This is a genomic window from Caulobacter hibisci, assembly GCF_016135805.1.
GTDB lineage: Bacteria > Pseudomonadota > Alphaproteobacteria > Caulobacterales > Caulobacteraceae > Caulobacter > Caulobacter hibisci.
In genome coordinates, this window is sequence record NZ_JADWOX010000001.1 from 256,608 (window position 1) to 279,138 (window position 22,531).

The window sequence follows — 22,531 nt, forward strand, 5'->3', positions numbered from 1 at the left end:
TGCATACCCCGAAAGGGGCCGCCCCGACCCCGAGGCGCTTCTGGCGGCCGCCAACAAGGCCCGCCGGGGGCGCCTCAAGGTGTTCCTGGGCATGGCGCCCGGCGTGGGCAAGACCTACGAGATGCTGCGCGCCGCCCGCCGCCGCAAGGCCGAGGGGCAGGACCTGCTGGTCGGCGTCGTCGAGACCCACGGCCGCCGCGAGACCGAGAGCCTGCTGCGCGGGCTCGAGGTGCTGCCCCGCCGCCCGGTCGAGAACTGGGGGCGCAGCTATCTGGAGTTCGACCTCGACGCGGCCCTGGAGCGGCGGCCCAAGCTCCTGCTGGTCGACGAGTACGCCCACTCCAACGCCCCCGGCTCGCGCCATCCCAAGCGCTGGCAGGACGTCGAGGAGATCCTGGCGGCCGGCATCGACGTCTGGACGACGCTGAACGTCCAGCACCTGGAAAGCCTGGTCGACGTCGTCCTGCGCATCACCGGCGCCCGCCAGCGCGAGACCGTGCCCGACAGCGCGCTCGCCCGCGCCGACGACATCGAGCTGATCGACATCACCCCCGACGAGCTGCGCGAGCGGATGGCGGCGGGCAAGGTCTATGTGCCCGAGACCGCGCGCCTGGCCTCGGAGAACTTCTTCAAGGTCGAGAACCTCACCGCCCTGCGCGAACTGGCCTTGCGCCGCGCGGCCCAGACGGTCGATGACCAGCTGGTCGCGGCCATGCGCGAGAAGGGCGTCGAGGGGCCGTGGGCGGCGGGCGAGCGGATCCTCGTCCTGGCCGGCGGCGACGCCATGGCCTCGACCCTGGTGCGCGCCGGCCGGCGACTGTCCGACATGATGATGGACGCGCCCTGGACCCTGGCCCATGTCGAGCGTCCCGACCGTCCGCCGCCGCCCGAGACCTCGGCGGCCCGTACCCGCGAGGCACTGAAGCTGGCCGAGCAGCTGGGCGGCTCGACCGTGGTCCTGACCGGGACCGACGTCGTGGCCACGGTCATGGCCTGGGCGCGGCGCAACAACGTCACCCAGATCGTCATCGGCAAATCCACGGACTCGCGCTGGAAGCAGCTTACCGGCCGCTCCCTGGCCGCGGCCCTGCTGCGCGAGGCGCGGGGTGAGGCGATCCACGTGGTCACCGGCGCGGCCGGGGAGGGGACAGCCGAGCCGCCGGCCGCGCGTCCGCGCCGCTTCGACTGGCCCGCCTACCTGACCGGCGGCGGCTTCGTGGTCGCCGCCAGCCTGGTGGCCTGGGCGCTCGATACGGCCTTCGACCGGGTCGAGCTGGGAATGATCTACCTGGCCGCGGTGCTGGCGGCGGGGGTCATGCACGGCCTGCGTCCGGCCCTGGCGGCGGCGACGGCGGCCTTCCTCGTCTACAACTATTTCTTCCTGGCCCCGCGCTACAGCCTGGCCATCGGCTCGCCGACCGACGTGCTGACCCTGATCGTGTTCTGGGCCGTGGCCCTGGCGACCGGCGGCCTCGCGGGGCGGGTGCGCGATCAGGCCCTGGGCTCGCAGAAGCGGGCGGCCGGGGTCACCACCCTGCTGGCCGCCAGCCGTACCCTGTCGGCCGCCTCGGGCAAGGCCGCCGTGGCCAAGGCCCTGGCCGAGCAGGCGGCGGCCGCGTCCGGCGCGCGGGCCGTGGTCTTCCTGCCGATAGACGGCGAGCTGGCCCCCGCCGCCGGCGCGCCCGATCTCATCGATCTCGGGACCGCCCCCATGGCCGCCGCCCGCTGGGCCTGGGAGAAGGGCGAGCCGGCCGGCGCAGGCACCGGCACCCTGCCGCAGGCCGCCTGGACTTTCTGGCCGCTGGAGGGCCTGGGCGCCCGCGCGGGGGTCGCCGGGATCGAGGCCGGGACCCTGGTCTCCGGCTCCGACGAGGAGCGTCTGCTGCTGGCCCTGCTCGACCAGGGCGCGGTGGCCCTGCAGCGCGCCGACCTCGCCGCCGGGGCCGTCGAGGCCGAGGCCCTGCGCCGCTCCGACCGCTTCCGCAACGCCCTGCTGAACTCCATCAGCCACGACCTGCGCACGCCGCTGACCACGGTGCTGGGCGCGGCCACCACCCTGATCGACTATGGCGACAAGCTGGCCCCGCCGGCCCGCGCCGACCTCGCCGTTGGGATCAAGGAAGAGGCCGAGCGCCTCAACGGCTACGTCGCCAACCTGCTGGACATGACCCGCATCGAGGGCGGAGGCCTGAAGCTGCGCACCGACTGGATCGACGTGCGCGACGTGCTGGCCGCCGCCGCCGACCGCGTGGCCCGCCGCCTCGACGGCCGGGTGCTGGTGCGCGATTTCCCCGAGCATCTCAGCCTCGTCCAGGCCGACCCCAGCCTCTTGGAGCAGGTGGCGGTCAACATCCTGGAGAACGCCATCGCCTATAGCCCGCCGGGGGCGCGCATTGAGGTCGCCGCCTACGAGGACCGCGCCCACGTCGTCATCAGCATCGAGGACGAGGGCCGGGGCATTCCCCCCGCCGACCTGGAGCGGGTGTTCGAGAAGTTCCGCCGCCTGCAGGACCCCAGCGACCGCTCGGCCAACGCCAGCCAGGGCGTGGGCCTGGGTCTGGCCATCGCCAAGGGCTTCGTCGAGGCCATGGGCGGCCGCATCGCCGCCGCCAGCCCGATCCACGACGGCAAGGGCACGCGGATGCTGATCAGCCTGCCCAAGGGCGTCGCCACGCCCCACCATCTGCTATGACGGGATCATGAGCGCGCTTCGACCCCGCATCCTGGTCATCGACGACGAGCCGCAGATCCACCGGTTCCTCGCCCCCGCGCTCGACGCGGCCGGCTACGACCCGCTGCGCGCCGACGGCGGCCAGGAGGGCCTGCGCGGCATCGCCCTGTGGTCGCCCGACGCCGTCGTCCTCGACCTGGGTTTGCCCGACATGGACGGCAAGGAGGTGCTGGAAAAGGCCCGCGCCTTCTATGACGGCCCGATCCTGATCCTGTCGGCCCGCGACCGCGAGATCGAGAAGATCGACGCGCTGGACAAGGGCGCTAACGACTATGTCGAAAAGCCGTTCGGGGTCGGCGAACTCCTGGCCCGGCTGCGCGTGGCCCTGCGCCAGCGGGCGGCCACCCAGGCGCCGGCCGGTCCGATCCGGGCCGGGGCCGTCGAGCTCGATCTCGAAAAGCGCCTGGTCACCCGCGACGGGACGGTGGTGAAGGTCTCGCCGCGCGAATACGAGGTCCTGGCCCGCCTGGCCCTGGGCCGCGGCAAGGTGCTGACCCACAAGGAGCTGCTGACTTCGGTCTGGGGCCCGGCCCACATGCACGACACCCAGTACCTGCGGGTCTTCGTCGGCCAGCTGCGCCAGAAGCTGGAGGCCGACCCGGCCCACCCGAAGATCCTGCTGACCGAGCCGGGCGTCGGGTATCGGTTTATTGGGGACTGAGGCGTTCAGCGCCCCCGCATTTTCTCACCGAGCATCCCCGCGAAGGCGGGGATCCAAGCCGAGTCTGGTGATGAATTAAGGCCGCGCCTCCTCCTGAAAGCCAGCTTGGATCCCCGCCTTCGCGGGGAAGGACGGATTTAGGGGAAATGGGCGTTCCCTCGCCGGCTCGCCTGAGGGTCAAGCCGAAGCCTCCTGAACCCGCCGCAGACCCGCCGCGTCCCGCACCCTAGTCAGCAGGGTGGCGATGTCTATCGGCTTGGCCACGTGGCCGTCCATGCCGGCCGCCAGGCAGGCCTCGATCTCGGTCTTCACCGCATTGGCCGTCAGGGCCAGGATCGGGATGCCAGAGGCGGGGAAGGGCAGGGCGCGGATGCCGCGCGTCGCCGCCAGCCCGTCCATGCCCGGCATGCGCACGTCTATCAGCACCAGGTCGAAGTCGCCGTCGCGCACGGCGTCGATCCCGGCGGCCCCGCCGTCGACGCAGTCCACCGCGTGCCCGGCCGAGCACAGCACGGCCTGGGCCAGGGCGCGGTTCATCTCGGCGTCGTCGACCACCAGGATGCGCAGCGCCTCGTTGGCGGCGATCAACGGCGGCTCGTCCTCGACCTCGACGACGGCGGGCCTGGCCGGGATCTCGAACCAGAAGGTCGAGCCCTTGCCGAGGATGCTGTCGACGCCGATCTCGCCGCCCATCAGCCCGACCAGCCGCTTGCAGATCGCCAGCCCCAATCCCGTGCCGCCATAGCGGCGGTGGATGCTGGAATCGACCTGGGCGAAGGCCTGGAACAGCTGCGCCCTGGCCTCCGGCGCTATGCCCGGGCCGGTGTCGGCGACCGTCATGCGCAGGCGGTCTGCGACCGGCGCGACGGCCAGGACCACGCCGCCCTGCGCGGTGAACTTCACGGCGTTGGTCAGCAGGTTCAGCACCACCTGGCGCAGGCGGGTGGGATCGCCGGCGATCGCCTCGGCCGTCTCCGGCGCGATCTCGACGCGCAGCTCCAGGCCCTTGGCCTGCGCGTCGGCGCGGGCCATGGCCGCGCAGCTCTCGACCAGCCGGGCCGGCTCGACCACCCCGTCCTCCAGCACCAGCTTGCCGGCCTCGACCCGCGACAGGTCGAGGATGTCGTCGACGATGGCGAGCAGGGCCCTGGCCGCGTCGCGCACGAAGCCGCGATAGCGCCCGCGCTGCTCGCCCGACAGGTCGTCGCGCGCCAGCAGTTCGGAAAAGCCGACCACCCCGTTCAGGGGCGTGCGCAGCTCGTGGCTCATGGCCGCCAGGAATTCCGACTTGGCGCGATTGGCGGCCTCGGCCCCGCGCTTGGCCTCGGCCAGTTCGCCGGTCAGCACGGCCAGCTGGCGGTTGCGCCGCTCCACCCGCTCCAGCGCCGCCGTACGCTCCTGCAGCAGCCGGCGCAGGGCGCTGGCGCTGGCCTGCTTGGTGATCGCCGCCCCCAGGGTCTGGCTCATGTGCCGCAGCAGCTCGATCTCTTCGACATGGAAGGCGGCGGGCTCGTCGGCCATGGCCTTCAGCACGCCCACCGCGTGGTCGCCGTCGAACAGCGGCGCGCAGACCATCGACCGCAGCCCGACCCGGCGGCAGGCCTCGCGGTCGACGCGGGAGTCGGCCTCGCTGTCCTCGCAGACCAGGATCGCCGCCTGCTCGACGCACAGGCCCGACAGGCTGCCGGCGCGCGGCAGGCGCAGGCCCAGGTGCCGGGCGTAGTCCTGGCTGACGGCGCGATAGACCATCTCGTCGCCATCGACGAGCTCGACCACGGTGCCGCGCCCGCCCAGCAGCCGATGGACGCTGTCGACGACGATGCGCATGAACTCGTCGACATCGACGTCGCTGCGGGCCAGCAGGGCCTGGATTTCGGCCAGGGCGCGCAGGCCCTCCAGCCGCCGGTTCAGGATGTCGAGACGGGCGGCGCCGGTGTTGGCGGAAGGCGACGTCGACGTGGGACGCATCGCGGGGTTCCAGCTTCGCCTTGAGACTGAGGCCCGGTCGGGGCGCGCACAAGCACCCTCAGGCTGAACCGTCTCGCGTTCGCCCGCTGGTGGCGCCGAGGGCAATTTCACCGCCCGTCCAGCGCCGCGGCCGGGCTGTTCAACCGGTCAATCCGGGAACTGAAATATCCATTCGTCGAACATTGATATTCTCCTCGCGGTTGCACCGAATCCATGTTTAGCTCGGAGTTGCAAAGATATCGGGCGTGGCCTGCGGGGAGGGCGACGAGTGGCGACTTCGTTACTGGGAAGTCTGTTGGGCGGCGCGGCGCGGGTGCTGAGCCGGTTCCAGCCGTGGCACAAATATCCGACCATGCTGGCGGTGCCGACCCTGGCGGGTCTGCGCGTCAACATGCGCGAAGAGAACCTGTTCGACTGCGAGATGGAGCCCCGGATCGCCGCGCCCGAGCCGGCGGCCGGGGCGCTCCCCGGGTCGCTGGACGTGCGCGAGGCTCGCACCGCCGACGGCAGCTACAACGACCTGGCCAAGCCCTGGATGGGCATGACCGGCGCCCGCTTCGGCCGCAATATGCCGATCGAGCGCACCTTCGGCGAGGAAGAGCCGGCCCTGATGACGCCCAATCCCCGGGTGATCAGCAACCGGCTGCTGGCGCGCAAGGAATTCGTGCCGGTCCCGCACCTCAACGCCCTGGCCGGCGCCTGGCTGCAGTTCATGGTCCACGACTGGCTGAGCCACGGCGAGAACGACCCCAACGACAAGTTCTACGTGCCGATCCCCGACGGCGACAGCTGGCCGGGCGGGGTGATGGAGATTCTCAAGACCCTGCGCGACCCCGATCGCTCGGGCGACGTCGGGCGGCCCCAGGCCTACACCAATGTCGAGACCCACTGGTGGGACGGCTCGCAGATCTACGGCTCGTCGCTGGCGCGGCAGGTCCGCATCCGCACCGACCCGACCACCGGCCAGTTCCTGACCGACGGCAAGCTGGGCCTGCAGCCCAACGGCCACCTGCCGCTCGACGAGCGCGCCAAGATCCCGGGCCTGGAGCTGGCCGGGGTCAACGGCAACTGGTGGATCGGCCTGTCGGTGATGCACACCGTCTTCGTGCGCGAGCACAATTCGGTGGTCGACCGGCTGAAGATCGACTTTCCCGAGGCTTCTGGCGAATGGCTGTTCCAGAAGGCCCGGCTGGTGGTCTCGGCCCTGCTGGCCAAGATCCACACCGTTGAATGGACCCCGGCCCTGATGAACAGCCCGGAGGGGCGCCTGGCCATGCGCGCCAACTGGTGGGGCCTGGCCGGGGAGACCTTCCACCGGGCCTTCGGGCGTCGCGGCGAGAGCGAGATCCTGTTCGGGGTGGCCGGCTCGCCGGTCGAGCACCATGCCGCGCCCTACGCCATGACCGAGGAATTCGCGGCCTGCTACCGCATGCACCCGCTGATGCCGGACGACTACTCGTTCCGCAGCCACGTCAACGACAGGGAACTGCTGCAGCGCGACCTGATCGGCGTGGCCCGCGGCCAGGCCTCCAGCGTCTACGAGCACGCCACCTTCGACGACGTCGTCTACTCGCTGGCCACCAGCCACCCCGGGGCGCTGTGCCTGCACAACTATCCCAACACCCTGCGCAACCTGCCGCCCAAGCGCGACAACGACGTGCTGACCGACCTGGCCGCCACCGACATCCTGCGCGACCGCGAGCGCGGCGTGCCGCGCTACTGCGAGTTCCGGCGCCACATGAGCATGCGCGCCCCCAAGACCTTCGCCGAACTGACCGACAACAAGGACTGGCAGAAGGAGCTGGAGGAGATCTACGGCGACGTCGAGAAGGTCGATCTGCTGGTCGGCACGCTTGCCGAAAGCCAGTGCAGCCGCAACGGCACCCCGCCGGGCTTCGGCTTCTCCGACACCGCCTTCCGGATCTTCATCCTGATGGCCACCCGCCGCCTGAAGAGCGACCGTTTCTACGGCGAGGACTTCAACGAGAAGGTCTACACCCCGGCGGGCTTCGCCTGGGTGCGCGACAACGGCCTGCGCCAGGTGATGGAGCGCCACGTCCCGGGCCTGGCGCCTCACTTCGCCGACGCCCGCAGCATGTTCTTCCCCTGGGCCAAGGGGACGGCCGGATGAGCAGCCGGATCCGCATTCCCGGCCTCGTCGACGTCATCCGGCTCGACGAGCCGGCGGCCATCCAGACGATCGTCGCCGACCCGCGCCTGGATCGCGACTTCAAGAAGGAAGGGCCGCTGATCAACCGGCTGCTGGCCGGGCGCATCCGCAGGATCCTGCGGGTCGGTTCGCACCCGCTGCCGGCTGTGGCCCCGCGCGAGGCGCCCGACCGCGCTCGCCTCCAGGCCCTGCTGGAGCAGAAGCTGCAGAACGCCCAGCTGGGCACCGCCGAGCAGCGCGCCATCCTGGCCGCCTATGTGCGCGGCGAGAAGGGCGAGGGCGTGCTCGGCCCCACCGCCCAGGCCGCCGTCGGCGAGCTGTTCGCGCCGGGCTACGCGGCGAGCAAGGACCGCTGGAACGCGGCTCGCACGCTGGACGCCGCGCCACGCTCGTTCAACCCGCTGCAACTCTTGTGGTGGGGCCTGACCGGGGCCGTCGACCGGGCCCGCAAGACGCTGGCGTCTCCGGTCGACAATGATCCGGCCGCCGTCCACGCCACCGGTGTCGCCGTGCACAACCTGGTGCGCGGGCTGAAGATCATGCGCGGTCTCTGGAGGCAGCCTTTTGCCCGCGAAAGCCTGACCGACGAGGCGGTGATCTGCCAATGCGCCGTCGCGCCGGCCACCGTGCTGCGCCAGTGGAAGTCGCCGGCCAGCACCCTGTGGGGCGAGGTCGAGGCCGGGGCCATCACGCTCTTGCAGCTCGATGCGGCCCGCTATCGCAGCCCCAGCCACCAGATCGTGTTCATGACCGACAGCTGGAGCCGCTGCCCCGCCCACCACTGGACCGCCTCGCTGCTCGGCGCGGTCTGGCGCGAGGCCAAGGCTGGCGCCTCTGCTCCGGGAGGCCGGCCATGACCGACGTCCTGCCGCCGCGCGCCGCCGGTCCGATCATCCGCACCCCCGCCGATGCGGCGGCGGCGGGCGACCCGATCTTCCAGCCGCTGCATTTCCGCAACCTGACCGTCAAGAACCGGATCTTCCGCTCCAACATCTCGGGCATCTTCGACAACCAGGACGGCTCGCTGACCCAGACGCGGATCAACTGGGAGAGCAAGTTCGCCAAGGGCGGCGTGGGGGCGATCATCTCGTCCTACGTGCCGGTGCTGATGGAAGGCCGGATCATCGCCGGCTACGCCACCGTCCACCGCGACGAGTTCATCCCGCTGTGGGCCAAGCTGGGCGAGGCGATCCACAGCTTCGACGCCAAGTACATCATGCAGCTCAGCCATTCGGGCCGACAGATGGACCTGCCCGGCGTGCACAACCAGATGCGCCCGAGCCTGACCTCGACCAGCAACCGGGAAACCCTGCACGGCTTCCTGTGCCGGGCCATGACCAAGGGCGACATCGAGCACACCATCGAGGCTTTCGCCGCCGGCGCCTGGCGCGCTCGCGAGGCGGGGCTGGACGGGGTCGAGCTGCACGCCGCCAACGGCTACCTGTTCACCCAGTTCCTGAGCTCGGGGATCAACGACCGCACCGACGAATATGGCGGCGCCCTGCAGAACCGCGCCCGCTTCCTGCTCGACGTGATCAGCGCCATACGCTCGCGGGTGGGGCGCGACTTCCACCTGCAGGTCAAGCTCAGCGCCATCGACCGCAACAACGTCATCCCGTGGGAGAAGAAGGGCAACACCCTGGCCGACACGGTGCAGGTGGCCAAGTGGGTCGAGGCGGCCGGGGCCGACGCCATCCACGTCTCGTCCGGCTCGCTGTTCCCGCACCCGCTGAACCCGCCGGGCGACCTGCCGATCGACATCCTGGCGGTGACCTACGACGCCATGATCAGCTCGGGCGTCTACGGCTTCCGCAACTTCCTGCTGTTCCGCTATCCGCTGCTGCGGCCGATCTTCCACTGGATCTGGTTCCGCATGAAGAAGGGCCATCCGATCGAGGGCGTCAGCCTCGAGGAAGCCCGGGCGATCAAGGCGGCGGTGAACGTGCCGGTGCTGTGCACCGGCGGCTTCCAGACCGCCTCGTTCGTGCGCGACGCCATCTCTGAAGGCGTGGTCGACGGCGTCTCGATCGCCCGCTCGCTGATGGCCAACAAGGATCTGGTCCAGCAGTGGGCGGCCGGCGCCGACCTGCCGGAAAGGCCCTGCACCTACTGCAACAAGTGCCTGGCCAACGCGCCGAAGAACCCGATGGGCTGCTACGAAGAGGCCCGCTTCCCGTCGCGCGAGGCGATGATCGACGAGATCATGAGCGTCTACAAGCCGCGCCCCGACATGCGCATCCCCCTGGCCGGGGAGCTGTAGGATGGCGGCCAAGCAAGCGGTGACGGCGGTCGAGGCCCATCTTGCGGCGACGCGCTGGCAGTTGCGGCTGGGCGTGGCGGTGGTCGCCCTGCTGATCGCATTCGCCGTGGTCGTGCTGGGCGTCGGCCTGTGCGCGGCCCTGCGGCTGTCGGGCTCGGCGACGCCGCGCTACGCCTCCGACGTCGATCACTTCAAGTACGGCTCGATCGGCTCGGAGCCCCAGAGCGGCGTGCCCTACGCCGTCTGGAAGGCCCTGCCGGCGCTGTATCCGGCCCAGTTCGAGGGCCGCAACGACTACACCGCCTTCGGCTTCCTCTACGAGACCGACGCGCAGGGCCATCGCAAGGACCTGCCGATCGGCGTCTCCAAGCGCCAGGTCAACGGCGTCGACGTGGTCTGGCTCAACTGCGCCACCTGCCACACCGGCACCTGGCGGGCCTCGGCCGGTGGTCCCGTGCATGTCGTGCCGGGCATGCCGTCCAACAATCTCGATTTCCACCGCTTCGTATCGGTGCTGCTGGTCGCCGCCGCCGACGAACGGCTGGAGCCGGCCGACCTGTTCGGGCCGATGGAGAAGGCCGGGGCGCATCTGGACTGGTTCGACCGCCTGGTCTGGCAGGCCGCCGTCATGCCGCGCTTCCGCGAGGGCCTGATCCGGGTGCGCGGCCGCCTCGATCCGCTGCTCAAGCGCCAGTCGCCCTGGGGCCCGGGCCGGGTGGACACCTTCAACCCCTACAAGCTGATCCAGTTCGGCACCCCGGCCGCCAGCCTGACCGAGGCCGAGGTGCACGGCGTCTCCGACTTCCCGGCGATCTTCAACCAGCGCCCGCGCGAGGGCATGGAACTGCACTGGGACGGCAACAACACCTCGCTGCAGGAGCGCAACCTGTCGGCCGCCATCGGCGCCGGGGTCACGCCCAAGACGGTCGACCACGCCTCGCTCCGCCGCGTCGCCGGCTGGCTGATGGACCTGCCGGCCCCCGAGAGCCCCAACTATCCCGACCTGGGCGCCGTCGCCCGCGGCAAGCAGACCTACGCCGCCGAATGCGCCGCCTGCCATGGGACGCAGGAGGCTTCCGGCTACGTCTTCAAGGGCGCCAAGCTGGGCAAGGTCACGCCGATCGCCCTGATCGGCACCGACCGCGCGCGACTGGACTCCTACACCAAGGAGTTCCGGGCCCAGCAGTTGGACAAGATGTTCGCCGGCACGCCCTACCAGTTCCGCCATTTCCGCAAGACCGACGGCTACGCCAACCAGCCGCTCGACGGCCTGTGGCTGCGCGGGCCCTATCTGCACAACGGCTCGGTGCCGACCCTGGCCGACCTGCTGAAGCCTCCGGCCGAGCGGCCCAGGGCCTTCCTGCGCGGCCAGGGCCAGGACGTGGTCGATCCGGTCAATGGCGGCTTCCGCGCCACGCCCTGCACGCCCGGCCAGCCGACCCCGCGCGGGACGGCCTGCTACGACACGGCCCTGGCCGGCAACGGCAACGGCGGACACGTCTACGGCGTCGGGCTGACGCCCGACCAGAAGGCCGACCTGCTGGCCTATCTGCTGACTTTCTGAAGGGGGAGCGACCATGAGCGACGGCCTCAGCATCGGCTGGTCGAACGAGCAGGAGAAGCGCGCGCGCGACGTCTATCGCGCCGTGCTCGGCTTCAACATGTTCCTGCACCTGGTGGTCGGCCTGCTGTGCATGTTCGCCCCCAACTTCGTGTCGCAGACGGTCGGCCTGGACGCGCCGAACGTCGCCGGCTGGACGCGCGGCTGGGGCGCGACCCTGATCCTGGTCACCGCCCTCTACGTGCCTGGCCTGCTGGAGCCGGTCCACAAGCGCGCGCCCAACCTGATCGGCATCCTCGGCCGGATCTGGATGGGCACGGTCTGGGTGTTCTGCGGCGGCGGCTTCCTGTGGTTCGCCGTGTTCGACTACGTCTGGGCGGGGATCATCTTCACCTTCTACCTGCGCCTGTTCCGGGCCCACATCCAGACCAAGCCCTGAGGGCGCCATGGCGACCGATCGCTCCCCCGCCGTCCTGATCAAGGCCCAGCCGCTGAAGGCGCAGAGCCTGCGCCTCGCCGGCGGCTTGGGCGCCGCGCCCGTCCGGCTGAAGGCCGAGCCGCTGTTCGAGAACATCGAACCCCAGTCCAGCGGCGACCTGGGCGTCACCGGCGAGGCCGGCGCTGGAGCCGAGTGGCAGAAGCTGACCCTCGAACAGGGCGACGACCGCAGCCTGTGGGACCTGTGCCACGCCCTGGCCAGCCAGGGCGGCACGGGCTTGGGCGCGGCGGGCGACGCCGGCGTCGCCTTCGCCGAGCCCGACCTGGAGCAGCAGTGGACCTATCCGGCCCCGCCGCCGCAGTTCGGCGCGGCCGCCCCGGCCTGCCGGCCCCAGCCGACCCCGCAGCGGCGCAACTTCCCGCATATCGACGGCGACAATCTGTGGTTCCGCAACGGCGCCCATTCGGGCTTCGGCGAGACCCACCAGACCGGGGCCGGCGCCCGCATCGCCCATATCGACACCGGCTACGACCCGACCCACCAGGCCCTGCCCAAGCATCTGCGGCTGGACCTGCAGCGCAACTTCGTCGATCGCGGCCATCCGGGCGACGCCAGCGACCGCTCCGAGGGCCTGTTCGTGCAGGACGGCCATGGCATGGGCACCATCGGCATCCTGGCCAGCGCGCAGTATGGCGGCGCGCCCGGGGCCGAGGTCGTGCCGATCCGCATCGCCGACCGGGTGGTGCTGTTCCGCTCCAGCACCTTCGCCAAGGCCCTGGACTACGTCTACGGCCTGCGCGGCGATCCCCGCACGCGGATCGACGTCATCACCATGAGCATGGGCGGTCTGGCCTCCCAGGCCTGGGCCGAGGCGGTCAACCGGCTGTACGAGGCCGGGGTGTTCATCGTCACCGCCGCCGGCAACAACGAGAACGGCTTTCCCACCCGCAACGTCGTCTATCCGGCCCGCTTCAATCGCGTGGTCGCCGCCTGCGGGGTGATGGCCGATGGCTCGGCCTATGCCGATCTGGGCCCCGGCCGGATGGCCGGCAACTACGGCCCCGACAGCAAGATGGTCGCGGCCCTGTCGGCCTGCACGCCGAACCTCCCCTGGGCGGTGGGCGGCTGCGAGGGGCTGGTCGACTGGAGCGGCCAGGGCACCTCGTGCGCCACGCCCCAGGTCGCCGCCGCCGCCGCCCTGTGGATCGCCGAGAACCGCGCCAAGGTCGACGCCTATCCCGAGGGCTGGATGCGGGTGGAGGCCGTGCGCAAGGCGCTGTTCTCCAGCGCTCGGCCCGGGGCGCGGAGCACCTTCGGCGCCGGCCTGCTGCGCGCCGACAAGGCCCTGGGGATCAAGCCCGCCGCCGCCAACACCCTGCGCAAGTCGCCCGAGGACGACGCCGCCTTCGCCCTGATCCGCCTGGCCGCCGGCCTAGGCGCGGCCGGCCTGCCGCGCTTGAGCCCGGCCGAGCAGCGGATGCTGGAGCTGGAGATCCTGCAGCTGTCGCAGTCGGCCGCGATCGAGGCAATCATGCCCGATCCGGAGGATCCGCCGGAAACCGAGACCGGCCGCCGCAAGCTGCGCGAAGCCCTGGCCGACCAGCCCAATGCGTCGCGTCGCCTGAAGAGCTTCCTGCGCGCCGATCGCACCGTGCAGCCGCCGGCCAAGCCCGCCGCCCCGCCGCCTCCCTCGGCCTCGCGCGGCGACATGGACCAGCTCCACCTGGAGCACGCCAAGGCCCCGACCGTACGCGAGCCGCCGGCCCGCCGCCTGCGCGTCTACGCCTTCGACCCGTCGTTCAGCGCCTCGCAGGACACCGCCGCGATCAATGTCGCCCGGCTGGAAGTGCCCTGGGACGCCAATCTGAAGCCCGGGCCGGTCGGCGAATATCTCGAGGTCATCGACATCGATCCGGTCAGCGACGCGGCCTATGCGCCGGTCGACCTCAACCATCCGCACCTGCTCAGCCAGGACGGCCTGTCGCCCACCCCCGCCGACCCGCGCTTCCACCAGCAGATGGTCTATGCGGTGGCGATGAAGACCATCGGCCACTTCGAGCGGGCCCTGGGACGCACCGCGCAATGGGCCTCGCGCCGCTTGTCCGAAGGCGACAAGCCGACGGAGACCGTCGGCGACGATCCCGGCAAGCCGGCCAAGCGCCGCGACCGCGAGGAATACGTCCAGCGCCTGCGCATCTATCCCCACGCCTTCCGGGGGGCGAACGCCTATTACAGCCCCGACCGCAAGGCGCTGCTGTTCGGCTATTTCCCCGCCGCCGGCGGCGACTGGCGCGACACCCCGGCCGGCCAGATGACCTTCAGCTGCCTGTCGCACGACATCGTCGCCCACGAGACCTCGCACGCCCTGCTCGACGGCCTGCATCCGCGCTATCGGGAATCGACCCACCCCGACGCCATGGCCCTGCACGAGGCCTTCTCCGACATCGTCGCCCTGTTCCAGCACTTCACCCTGCCCGAGGCCCTGGAGCACCAGATCGCCCGCAGCCGTGGCGACCTGGCCGGCGGCGGCCCGCTGGTGCAGCTGGCCGTCGAGTTCGGCCGCGCCAACAGCCGCGAGGGCCAGTTCCAGAAGGCCCTGCGCGAGGCCGTCGACAACCTGTCGCAGGAGAAGCTGACGCAGCTGCAGGGCGTCGCGCCCGAGCTGCCGATGGAGGCCCACGATCGTGGGGCCATGCTGGTGGCCTCGGTGTTCGACGCCTTCCTGACCCTCTACGCCGCCCGCCAGGAAGAGCTGGTCGTGCTGGCCACCGGCGGCAGCGGCGTGCTGTCCGAGGGCCGGCTGCCCCAGCCTCTCGTCAAGGCCCTGGCCCGCGCCGCCAGCAAGCTGGCCGGCCAGCTGCTGACCATCTGCATCCGGGCGCTGGACTACTGCCCGCCGGTCGACGCCACCTTCGGCGACTATCTGCGGGCGATCATCACCGCCGACCGCGACGTGGCGCCCAACGACGTGCGCGGCTATCGCCTGGCCCTGATCGGCGGTTTCGCCAAGCGCGGCATCTTCCCGCAGAACGTGCCGCACCTGTCGCCGGGCAGCCTGGTCTGGGAAGCCCCGCCGCCGGTCATCACCACGGCCGCCAAGCTGCTGCCCAGGCTCGACCTGGGCTGGAACCTGCGCAACAAGCGCCGCCAGTCCTGGGAGCTGTCGCGCCAGAACGCCCGCGAACTGCATGCCTGGCTGTCGGGCCGCCGCTGGGACGGCGGGGCCTGGGTCGCCTTGCCGGCAGACGAGCAGGCCACCGACCTGGAGCTCAAGGCCTTCGGCCTCTATCGCGAGCCGGGGCCGCGAACGATCGACTATGTCGAGAACGGCGAGACCTTCCACGAGGAGGTCGAGATCGGCAAGATCGAGGTCCACTCGGTGCGGCCGGCCCGGCGCACCGGTCCCGACGGCGTCACCGTCAGCGACATCGTCGTCGAGATCACCCAGAAATGGACCGACAGCGGCGGGATCACCCGCCGGGGCGGCTGCACCGTGCTGTTCGACCTGGAAAGCTACCAGGCGCGCTACCTGATCCGGAAGCGGGTGGCCAACCTGGCCCAGGCCTGGGCAGAGACCGCCGCCGCCCCGCCGCCACGCTCTCCCGGCAAGGCTCGCAGCGCCTATTTCGGCGTCATGGGCGCTCGCGAGCCCTTCGCCATGCTTCACGACTGCTGTTGAGAGGGGGAGGGGCGATGACCGAGCACCGCGCCAAGGTCAGGATGTATCGCCACGGACTGGGCGACTGCCTGCTCGTCCGCCTGGCCCGCGACGGCGACCGGGACTTCAACATCCTGATCGACTGCGGCGTCATCCTCGGCACCAGCGACGCCCGCGCCAAGATCAACCGGGTGATGGAGAACGTCGTCGCCGAGACAGGCAACGTCATCGACCTCCTGGTGGTGACCCACGCCCATGGCGACCACGTCTCGGGCTTCCTCCAGGCCGAGCCGATCTTCCGCAAGCTCGAGGTCGGCCAGGTGTGGATGGCCTGGACCGAGGATCCGACCGACAGCTTCGCCAAGTCGCTGCTCGACGGCGGCGGCAAGCGGCGGGCGGTCGACGCCCTTCAGGCCGTCGCCGGCGACATGCAGGCGGCGGGCGACGCGGCGGCCGGCGAGCGCATCGCCGGGCTGATGGACTTCTTCGGGATCGACGACGTGCCGTTCGGGGCGGCGGGCAGCCGGGCCACGACGGAAGACGCCGTGCAGGTGGCCCGCGAACTCGCCCCCGAGGGCAAGCTCGTCTACTGCAAGCCCGGCCAGGATCCCTACCGGCCGCCGGGCGCCAAGGCTCGGATCATGGTCCTGGGGCCGCCGCGCGATCACGACCTGATCCGCAAGTCGACGCCCAGCACCAAGGCCCCCGAGACCTTCGACATGGCCGCCGACGCCCCGCAGGGATCGCCGCCGCCGGGCGTCGAGGGCCGGCCGTTCTCGCCGCTGTTCACCCTGCCGCTGGACGTGGCTCAAACCCTGCCGTTCTTCCAGGATCGCTACTGGAACCAGTCGGGCGAGGCCGGCTGGCGCGGCATCGACGACGTCGCCTCCAGCGCGCTCGACTTCGCCATCAAGCTCGACAACGACACCAACAACACCAGCCTCGTCCTGGCCATCGAGCTCGACGGCGACAGCGTCAGCAGCGACCCGGGTCGCGACGTCCTGCTGTTCGCCGCCGACGCCCAGGTCGGCAACTGGCTGTCATGGAAGGGCGTTAAGTGGACCAAGCCGGAAGGCGAGGCCGACGTCGAGGGCCTGGATCTCGTACGCCGCACCATCGTCTACAAGGTCGGCCACCACGGCAGCCACAACGCCACGCTCAAGGACTATCTGCTGTCGATGGAGCGGCTGCGCATCGCCCTCAATCCCGTCGACGAGGTGATGGCCGGCAAGAAGCGCTGGGATCACATCCCCCTGCCGTCCCTGGAGGCGGCCCTGCGCGAGCAGGCCAAGGAAGGCCTCGTCCGCGCCGACGAAAACGGCGTCACCGGCCCCCGCATCACCGAGGACCCGCTGTTCTACGAGGTGGTGGTTTAGCGGTAATTTCCCTCTCCCGTGGGGAGAGGGAGGGGCCCGCCGCGAAGCGGTGGGAGGGTGAGGGCGTACGCCGCCAAACGGCGTGCCGGCACGCCGTCTACAGTCCCTAACCCCTCATCCGGCGCTTCGCGCCACCTTCTCCCTCAGGAAGAAGGATGCATGGGAAGCGCTCCGCCGCGCTGAACTGAAGAAGGAAGAAAGGGTGGAGGCCCGGCCCGGAATCGAACCGGGGTGCACGGATTTGCAGTCCGCTGCGTCACCACTCCGCCACCGGGCCACCGGGTCGACACAAGGTTGCGTCGGCGAAGAGGCGGATGGCTATCAGACGGCGGGCGTGCTCGCAATGGTCAACTTGCCTCTTCCCCAACCTTCACTTCTGGCGTGGCGGTTTGAGCGCGCGCCCCGCCATCAGCAGGGTTCCGGCATGGTTGGCGTGGGCGGCTTCGGCCAGGGTGCGGGCGGCGTTGCGCACCTCCTCCTGCATGGCGTGGTCGGTGTCGAGCGCTTCGTGGTTGGTGGCGTAGGGCTGCCAGTAGCCGATGTAGCGGTCGAGTTCGGCGTTCACCCCGGCCGGGACCAGGTCCATGAACCTCAGCCAGTCCGACAGGCTGCGACGCACGTTCTCGGCCCCCTCGACGTCGCCGTGGACGATCACCGAGAACACCCGGCCGTCCAGGTGCTTGGGATAGTCCCAGCCGGCCAGCTCGACGGTCTTGGCCTCGTCCGCCGTCTTGCCGTGGGTCAGGGTCGGGTCGGGATTGCCGCCGTCGGCGCAGACCAGCCGGTCCATCATCAGCTTCAGCGGCGAGGAGACCTGGTACCAGTTGACGGGGGTGATGATCATCACCCCGTGGGCCTCGACCCACAGCGGATAGATGGCGTTCATCCAGTCGTCGACCTGGCCCAGCGAATAGTTCGGGTAGCACGAGCACGGCCAGTGGCAGAGCGGGGCGGCGGTCGAGAAGCAGGCCTTGCACGGATGGATCGTCCGGCCGAACTCCGAGGTCAGGCGGGAGAGGTCGAGGATCTCGACGCTGATGTCGTCGGCCTCGAACACGTCCTGGGCCAGTTCCGCCAGCCGGAACGACTTGGACATCTCGCCCGGGCAGGTGTGCTCGCTGCGCGACGAGGCGTTGACGATCAGCACCCGGCAGGGGCCGTCCTTGTCGTCGTGGCGGGCCTGCGCGGCCTCGATGTCGGCCTTGGCCCGCAGCCAGTCGACGGCCAGGTCGTAGTCGGCGTCGTGATAGCCCGGACCGGCCTTGCGGGTATGGGGCGACTTGCGGTGGTTGTCATAGGCGTCCCAGGCGGCGTCGGCGATCCTGGCGAGTTCGGCCTGAAGCGGTTCGAAAGCCGGATCGACATAGCGGGAGAGGAACCGTTGGCGGAACGTCGCCTCGTCCAGCCGGGGGCTGGGCATGCCCTTTCTGGGCTCCACCTTGTGGGGTTGGGGCGTCGGCTCGGTCATGGCGGCTCCTGGCCGGCGCGTTGCGGGGCGCCGGTCGCAAAGCCAACGGAGCCGCTAAGCCCGGAGTTCCTCGCGCCGTTTCGCGTCGGGGCGGGTCAGGTGCAGGCCGGCGATCAGGGCCAGGGTGGCGAGCGCCAGGCCGCCGGCCAGCCAGACGGCCGGGCGCACGTCGCGCTCGCCAACGATCAGGGCGGCCAGCAGCGGGCCGGTCGCGCAGCCCAGCAGGCTGGCGCCAGGGCCGAGCAGGGCCGCGCGCCGGCTGGGGTCGGCCTCGATGGCCAGGGGCGTCAGGAACGGCGAGGCGAACAGCCAGGCGAAGCCGAACAGGCCCGAGGCGGCGATGAAGGCCGGCCCCGACGGCAGGGCGGCGAACACCAAGAGGCAGGCGGCCGCCGCGATCACGCCCACGGCCAGGGAGACGAACCACGAGACCCGTCCCGCCAGGGCCGTCGCCGCAGACCCGCCCGCCACCTGGGCGGCCAGCGAGATCGAGAAGGCCAGGCCCGCCACGCCCGGCGCGTGTCCGGACTGGCGCGACAGCGGCTCGGCATAGATCCATAGGGCCAGGATGAAGGCCTGGAAGCAGAAGATCGCCAGCAGGGCCACCCAGCCGCGCCGGCTGGGCAGACCGCCCTTGTCCGCCTTGGGGGACGCATCATCGGCCTGGGGCAGGGCGCTCCAGGCGCGGGGCGACAGGAAGCCGGCCAGGGCGGCCGAGGCGGCGAGGCCGGCCAGGGCGACGAAGCCGCCGCTGGGTCCGAACCGGTCGACGACGAAGACGCTCAGCGCCGCCACGACGGCCAGCTGGGCCAGGGTCTGGACGGTCAGATAGATCCCCGACCAGCGGTCCGGACGCGGCGAGCGGACGATCATGCCGGTCACCACCCAGATCAGCGCCCCGGCCGGCAGGCCCGCGGCGGCGCGGATCAGCACCAGCGCCACGCCCTCGGCCTGGACGGAAAACAGGTTCAGCGCCGCCAGGAAACAGCCGCAGGCGATCGCCGCCGGCCGCAGCCTCTTGGCGCCGAAGGCCGGGCCGAGCAGGGCCGCCCCGATGCCCATGGCCGCCAGCTCGGCCATGCCGGCCAGGCCGATCTCCATGGCCGAGAGGCGCCCGGCCTTCTCCAGCCCGCCCAGCAACAGCGGCCCGACGCCGGGAAACAGAACGCCCACGACGCCGATCCACAGCACCGACAGCCGCTGCGTCAGGCTCGGCGCCGGACCGATCCAGGTCAGCGGCGGTGAGGCCTCGCCGCTCAATAGCGGGCCCGCAGATAGACGCCATAGGTGCGCGGCGGCCCCATGCTGAAGGCGTCGAAGCCCAGGCCCTCGATGGCGGTGATGTCGAGGATGTTGGTCTCGTCGAACAGGTTCTTGCCCCAGACGCCCAGCTCGTAGCGGCCGCCGTCCAGCTTCCAGCCCAGCTGGCCGTTGACGAAGGTGCTGGCCTCGTCGCTGAGCCGGCCGGTGTTTGCGGTGTCGAAGAACACCTTGGAGCGGTGGGTGAAGTCCAGCTGGCCGGCGAAATCGCCGACCGGCAGCGGGTGCTCGTAGCGCACCGCGCCGTTGACGCTGAGCTTCGGGGCCGAGGGCAGGCGGTTGCCCGAATAGTCGTCGCCCACCGAGACGAAGTCCTTGTACTCGGCGCTGAGCAGCGCCGCGCCCAGGGTCAGGGACAAACCCCGCACCGGCCTAGCCTCGACCTCGGCCTCCGCGCCATAGACCCGGGCGGCCGAGGCGTTGGTGAAGTACTGCACGGTCAGCAGGCCGCGCTGGATCGTCGTATAGACCTGCAAGTCCTTGTAGTCGTAGTAGAAGGCCGCCGCGTTCAGGCGCAGGCGGCGGTCGAGGAACTCGCTCTTGGCCCCCACCTCGTAGGCGTCGACGGTCTCGTCGTCATAGGGCTCCAGATCCTCGATCGAGGCGGTCTGGCCGGTGAAGAAGCCGCCGCTCTTGTAGCCGCGATTATAGGTCGCATAGAGGTTGGCGTCGTCGCTCAGGGCGTAGCGCAGGCCCAGGCGCCCCGACAGCGACTTGAAGCTCTTGTCGCCGTCGTACTCGAACAGCGTCAGCAGGCCGTAATCGACGTCGCTGAGGTAGTGGATGCTCTTGTCGTCGACCGAATAGCGCAGGCCGCCGGTGAAGGTCAGGCGGTCGGTCAGGTCGTGGTCGAACTGCCCGAACACCGCCCAACTGCGCGACTTCAGGGTCAGGGGCCAGCCGAACACGCCGATGCTGCCGGCAGGATCCATGCCGGTCGGATTGTCCGGCGTCGGCTGGCGGGCGTCGGCCAGCACGTCGTAGTGGCTGTCGTTGGCCAGGTCGTCCTTGGCCCAGTAGAGGCCGGCCACCCAGCGGGTCGGCCCCTGGCCGTTCGACTGCAGCCGGAGCTCCTGGCTGGTCGTCTCCTGCAGGGCGACGTAGCGGGCGCTGATCACCTGCAACGGGTTGGCGTCGGTGTCCTCCCAGTCGTCCCGGGCGGCGCGCTGGTAGCTGGTGATCGAATAGAGGGTCATGTCGCCCAGGTCGTAGGACAGGCTGGCCGTCGCGCCGAACAGCTTGACGATGTCCTGGCCCTCGAACCGGTAGTCGCCCTCGTAGAGGTTCTTGCTGGTGTTGGCGTAGCCCAGCACGTTGGTGCACTGGCCCGAGGTGTAGAACCCGGCCTTGCAGAAACCATCGGCGCCGGCCGCCTCGGCCGTCTGGGGCAGGATCGAGCGGTTGTAGGTCCAGATCGAGCCGCCGCGTGACTGGTTCAGGCTCAGCGACAGGTCGGCGGTCAGCTTGTCGTCGGGCTTCCAGCGCAGGGCCGCGCGCAGCGCCCAGCGGTCGGCGTCGTTGCCCTTGTTCCCGGTCAGGCGATTGGTCGTATAGCCATCGTTCTTGTCGTAGAGGCCGCTGATCCGGAACGACAGCGTGTCGCCGACGATCGGCCCGCCGAAGCCGCCCTGGGCGTTGACGGCGTTGAAGCGACCGTACTCGACGGCCAGGTCGCCGCCCGGCGTACCCGACGGCTTCTTCGTCGTGATGTTGATCGCGCCGCCGGTGGTGTTGCGGCCATAGAGCGTGCCCTGCGGCCCGCGCAGCACCTCGACCTGCTCCAGGTCGTAGAAGCCGGCCAGTTGGGCCAGGGGCGAGGCGATATAGACCCCGTCGACATAGACCCCGACGGCGCTGGCCGTGCCGGGGTTGAAGTCGTTGACCCCGATGCCGCGGATGAACATCCGCGGATTGGCGGCGTTGTCGTCGGTCTTGATCTGAAGGCCCGGCGCCAGGCCCGACAGGGCCAGCACGTCGCCGACCCGCTGGTTCTGGAGCTGGGCGCCGGTCATGGCGGTCACCGAGACCGGCACGTCCTGCAGGTTCTCAGCCCGTTTTTGGGCCGTGACGACGATCTCGTCGAGAGCCACGGCGGCATTGTCAGCCGTCTGGGCCCAGGAAGAGCTCGCCGCCGCCATCAAGGCGACGCTGGCGACCCCGGCGAACACTTGCAGCTTGCGCACTACAACCCCCCGCATGTCCGTACGAGGAGGATGCTAGCTATAACTATCGTTTTAGCAAGCGGTGTTCGCCGACTTGGGTTCGGCTATTTGGCGCCTGCCTTGGCCAGGGCGGCGGCGACCTCGGCGCGGGCCATGTCGATGTCGAAGCGGAAGGCGGCCGAGCGGTGCTCGGCGGCGTAGATCACCGCGCCCGCCTGCAAGCCGGCCTCGGTGGCGCTGACCGTGTGCGAGCCGCAGATCCAGCGGCTCTCGGCATAGTCGCGGCCGCGCGCGTAGAGGGCGTCGGCGCGCGAGGGCGCGACCTCGGCCAGGATCATCGCCACGTGCTCGCCATGGGCCGAGTGGCCGGAGGGATAGTCGGGATTGCCGGCCAGGTGCGCCGTCCTGGCCTCGCAGATCGGCGCGGCGTCCTTGCCGATATAGGGCCGCTTGGTCCCCCAGAAGGTCTTGGCGACGCCGACCACCGAGCGGTCGTCGCCGGCCCGGTCAAGCAGGGCGGCCAGGATCGGGGCCTCCTGCGGGGTCAGGCGCACGCCCAGGGCGTCGGCGAAATGGTCTAACATCGAGCCGCTGACATCCGAAGTCGCCAGAGCCCAGCGCGGCGTGTCCTTCAGGGCGCGGCTGGCGTCGAAGATCGCCGCGTCCGAGAGGGCGCGGGGCGAGCCCTGGGCCGGCGGGGCGGCCAGCACCTTGGTCAGGTCCGGGCGCTGGGCCGGAGCCAGATAGCCCGTGGCCG

General features: G+C 70.7%; 14 protein-coding genes, 1 tRNA gene and 1 pseudogene. 9 read left to right on the forward strand and 7 right to left on the reverse strand.

Features of this window, described 5'->3' with window-relative positions; translation table 11 throughout:
• Positions 1-91 precede the first annotated feature (91 nt).
• Together I4Q42_RS01260 and I4Q42_RS01265 are read left to right on the forward strand one after the other, a co-directional pair.
• On the forward strand, positions 92-2,692 hold the full coding sequence (locus I4Q42_RS01260; protein ID WP_232792809.1) for an ATP-binding protein: 2,601 nt from the start codon (positions 92-94) through the stop codon (positions 2,690-2,692).
• 7 nt (positions 2,693-2,699) lie between these two features.
• Positions 2,700-3,392, forward strand: a complete 693-nt coding sequence (locus I4Q42_RS01265) for a response regulator (protein ID WP_110117872.1) — start codon at positions 2,700-2,702, stop codon at positions 3,390-3,392.
• A 177-nt stretch (positions 3,393-3,569) separates the two neighbouring features.
• On the opposite strand, the gene I4Q42_RS01270 is transcribed toward I4Q42_RS01265, so the two are convergent.
• Entirely contained in the window at positions 3,570-5,360 is a 1,791-nt protein-coding gene (locus I4Q42_RS01270) for an ATP-binding protein (RefSeq protein ID WP_198574251.1), read from the reverse strand.
• Positions 5,361-5,628: 268 nt separating this feature from the next.
• Between I4Q42_RS01270 and I4Q42_RS01275 the strand changes: the two genes are divergently transcribed.
• Genes I4Q42_RS01275 through I4Q42_RS01305 form a run of 7 tightly spaced genes read left to right on the forward strand, consistent with a single transcriptional unit; the run spans position 5,629 to position 16,824 of the window.
• The gene (locus I4Q42_RS01275) at positions 5,629-7,491 is read left to right on the forward strand and encodes a peroxidase family protein (RefSeq protein ID WP_198574252.1); all 1,863 of its coding nucleotides are present in this window, start codon (positions 5,629-5,631) and stop codon (positions 7,489-7,491) included.
• Positions 7,488-8,387, forward strand: a complete 900-nt coding sequence (locus I4Q42_RS01280) for a hypothetical protein (protein ID WP_198574253.1) — start codon at positions 7,488-7,490, stop codon at positions 8,385-8,387. Before I4Q42_RS01275 ends, I4Q42_RS01280 begins: the two co-directional genes overlap by 4 nt.
• Complete coding sequence (locus tag I4Q42_RS01285) at positions 8,384-9,790, forward strand: NADH:flavin oxidoreductase (protein WP_198574254.1); 1,407 nt, start codon at positions 8,384-8,386, stop codon at positions 9,788-9,790. Before I4Q42_RS01280 ends, I4Q42_RS01285 begins: the two co-directional genes overlap by 4 nt.
• Before the next feature lies 1 nt (position 9,791).
• Complete coding sequence (locus tag I4Q42_RS01290) at positions 9,792-11,354, forward strand: c-type cytochrome (protein WP_198574255.1); 1,563 nt, start codon at positions 9,792-9,794, stop codon at positions 11,352-11,354.
• Between the two features lie 13 nt (positions 11,355-11,367).
• Complete coding sequence (locus I4Q42_RS01295) at positions 11,368-11,790, forward strand: hypothetical protein (protein WP_198574256.1); 423 nt, start codon at positions 11,368-11,370, stop codon at positions 11,788-11,790.
• Positions 11,791-11,797: 7 nt separating this feature from the next.
• Positions 11,798-15,469, forward strand: coding sequence for a S8 family serine peptidase (locus I4Q42_RS01300; RefSeq protein ID WP_198574257.1), 3,672 nt, complete (start codon positions 11,798-11,800; stop codon positions 15,467-15,469).
• A gap of 14 nt (positions 15,470-15,483) precedes the next feature.
• Positions 15,484-16,824: an MBL fold metallo-hydrolase gene (locus I4Q42_RS01305; protein WP_198574258.1), complete on the forward strand. Its 1,341-nt coding sequence runs from the start codon at positions 15,484-15,486 to the stop codon at positions 16,822-16,824.
• Between the two features lie 3 nt (positions 16,825-16,827).
• Here I4Q42_RS01305 and I4Q42_RS25840 read toward each other — a convergent pair.
• From I4Q42_RS25840 to I4Q42_RS26460, 6 genes and pseudogenes are all read right to left on the reverse strand, one after another.
• A pseudogene (locus I4Q42_RS25840) lies at positions 16,828-16,923 on the reverse strand (hypothetical protein); the annotation flags it as partial.
• 104 nt (positions 16,924-17,027) lie between these two features.
• Positions 17,028-17,101 (reverse strand) — tRNA-Cys (locus I4Q42_RS01310).
• 93 nt (positions 17,102-17,194) lie between these two features.
• On the reverse strand, positions 17,195-18,292 hold the full coding sequence (locus tag I4Q42_RS01315; RefSeq protein ID WP_232792768.1) for a flavodoxin family protein: 1,098 nt from the start codon (positions 18,290-18,292) through the stop codon (positions 17,195-17,197).
• A gap of 54 nt (positions 18,293-18,346) precedes the next feature.
• On the reverse strand, positions 18,347-19,552 hold the full coding sequence (locus I4Q42_RS01320) for an MFS transporter (protein WP_198574259.1): 1,206 nt from the start codon (positions 19,550-19,552) through the stop codon (positions 18,347-18,349).
• Positions 19,549-21,795 carry a TonB-dependent receptor gene (locus tag I4Q42_RS01325; RefSeq protein WP_198574260.1) on the reverse strand — a complete coding sequence of 749 codons (2,247 nt, stop codon included), beginning with the start codon at positions 21,793-21,795 and terminating at the stop codon, positions 19,549-19,551. The genes I4Q42_RS01320 and I4Q42_RS01325 overlap by 4 nt, the downstream gene beginning before the upstream one ends.
• 83 nt (positions 21,796-21,878) lie before the next feature.
• On the reverse strand, positions 21,879-22,358 hold the full coding sequence (locus tag I4Q42_RS26460; RefSeq protein ID WP_332873004.1) for a phosphatase PAP2 family protein: 480 nt from the start codon (positions 22,356-22,358) through the stop codon (positions 21,879-21,881).
• Between the last annotated feature and the right edge of the window lie 173 nt (positions 22,359-22,531).

What these genes read in the sequence shown, in the direction of transcription:
- I4Q42_RS01260 (WP_232792809.1), top strand. Translation starts at nt 92, where the DNA reads ATGGCGCCCGGCGTGGGCAAGACCTACGAGATGCTGCGCGCCGCCCGC.
- I4Q42_RS01265 (WP_110117872.1), top strand. Translation starts at nt 2,700, where the DNA reads ATGAGCGCGCTTCGACCCCGCATCCTGGTCATCGACGACGAGCCGCAG.
- I4Q42_RS01270 (WP_198574251.1), bottom strand. Translation starts at nt 5,360, where the DNA reads ATGCGTCCCACGTCGACGTCGCCTTCCGCCAACACCGGCGCCGCCCGT.
- I4Q42_RS01280 (WP_198574253.1), top strand. Translation starts at nt 7,488, where the DNA reads ATGAGCAGCCGGATCCGCATTCCCGGCCTCGTCGACGTCATCCGGCTC.
- I4Q42_RS01285 (WP_198574254.1), top strand. Translation starts at nt 8,384, where the DNA reads ATGACCGACGTCCTGCCGCCGCGCGCCGCCGGTCCGATCATCCGCACC.
- I4Q42_RS01290 (WP_198574255.1), top strand. Translation starts at nt 9,792, where the DNA reads ATGGCGGCCAAGCAAGCGGTGACGGCGGTCGAGGCCCATCTTGCGGCG.
- I4Q42_RS01295 (WP_198574256.1), top strand. Translation starts at nt 11,368, where the DNA reads ATGAGCGACGGCCTCAGCATCGGCTGGTCGAACGAGCAGGAGAAGCGC.
- I4Q42_RS01300 (WP_198574257.1), top strand. Translation starts at nt 11,798, where the DNA reads ATGGCGACCGATCGCTCCCCCGCCGTCCTGATCAAGGCCCAGCCGCTG.
- I4Q42_RS01305 (WP_198574258.1), top strand. Translation starts at nt 15,484, where the DNA reads ATGACCGAGCACCGCGCCAAGGTCAGGATGTATCGCCACGGACTGGGC.
- I4Q42_RS01315 (WP_232792768.1), bottom strand. Translation starts at nt 18,292, where the DNA reads ATGACCGAGCCGACGCCCCAACCCCACAAGGTGGAGCCCAGAAAGGGC.
- I4Q42_RS26460 (WP_332873004.1), bottom strand. Translation starts at nt 22,358, where the DNA reads ATGTTAGACCATTTCGCCGACGCCCTGGGCGTGCGCCTGACCCCGCAG.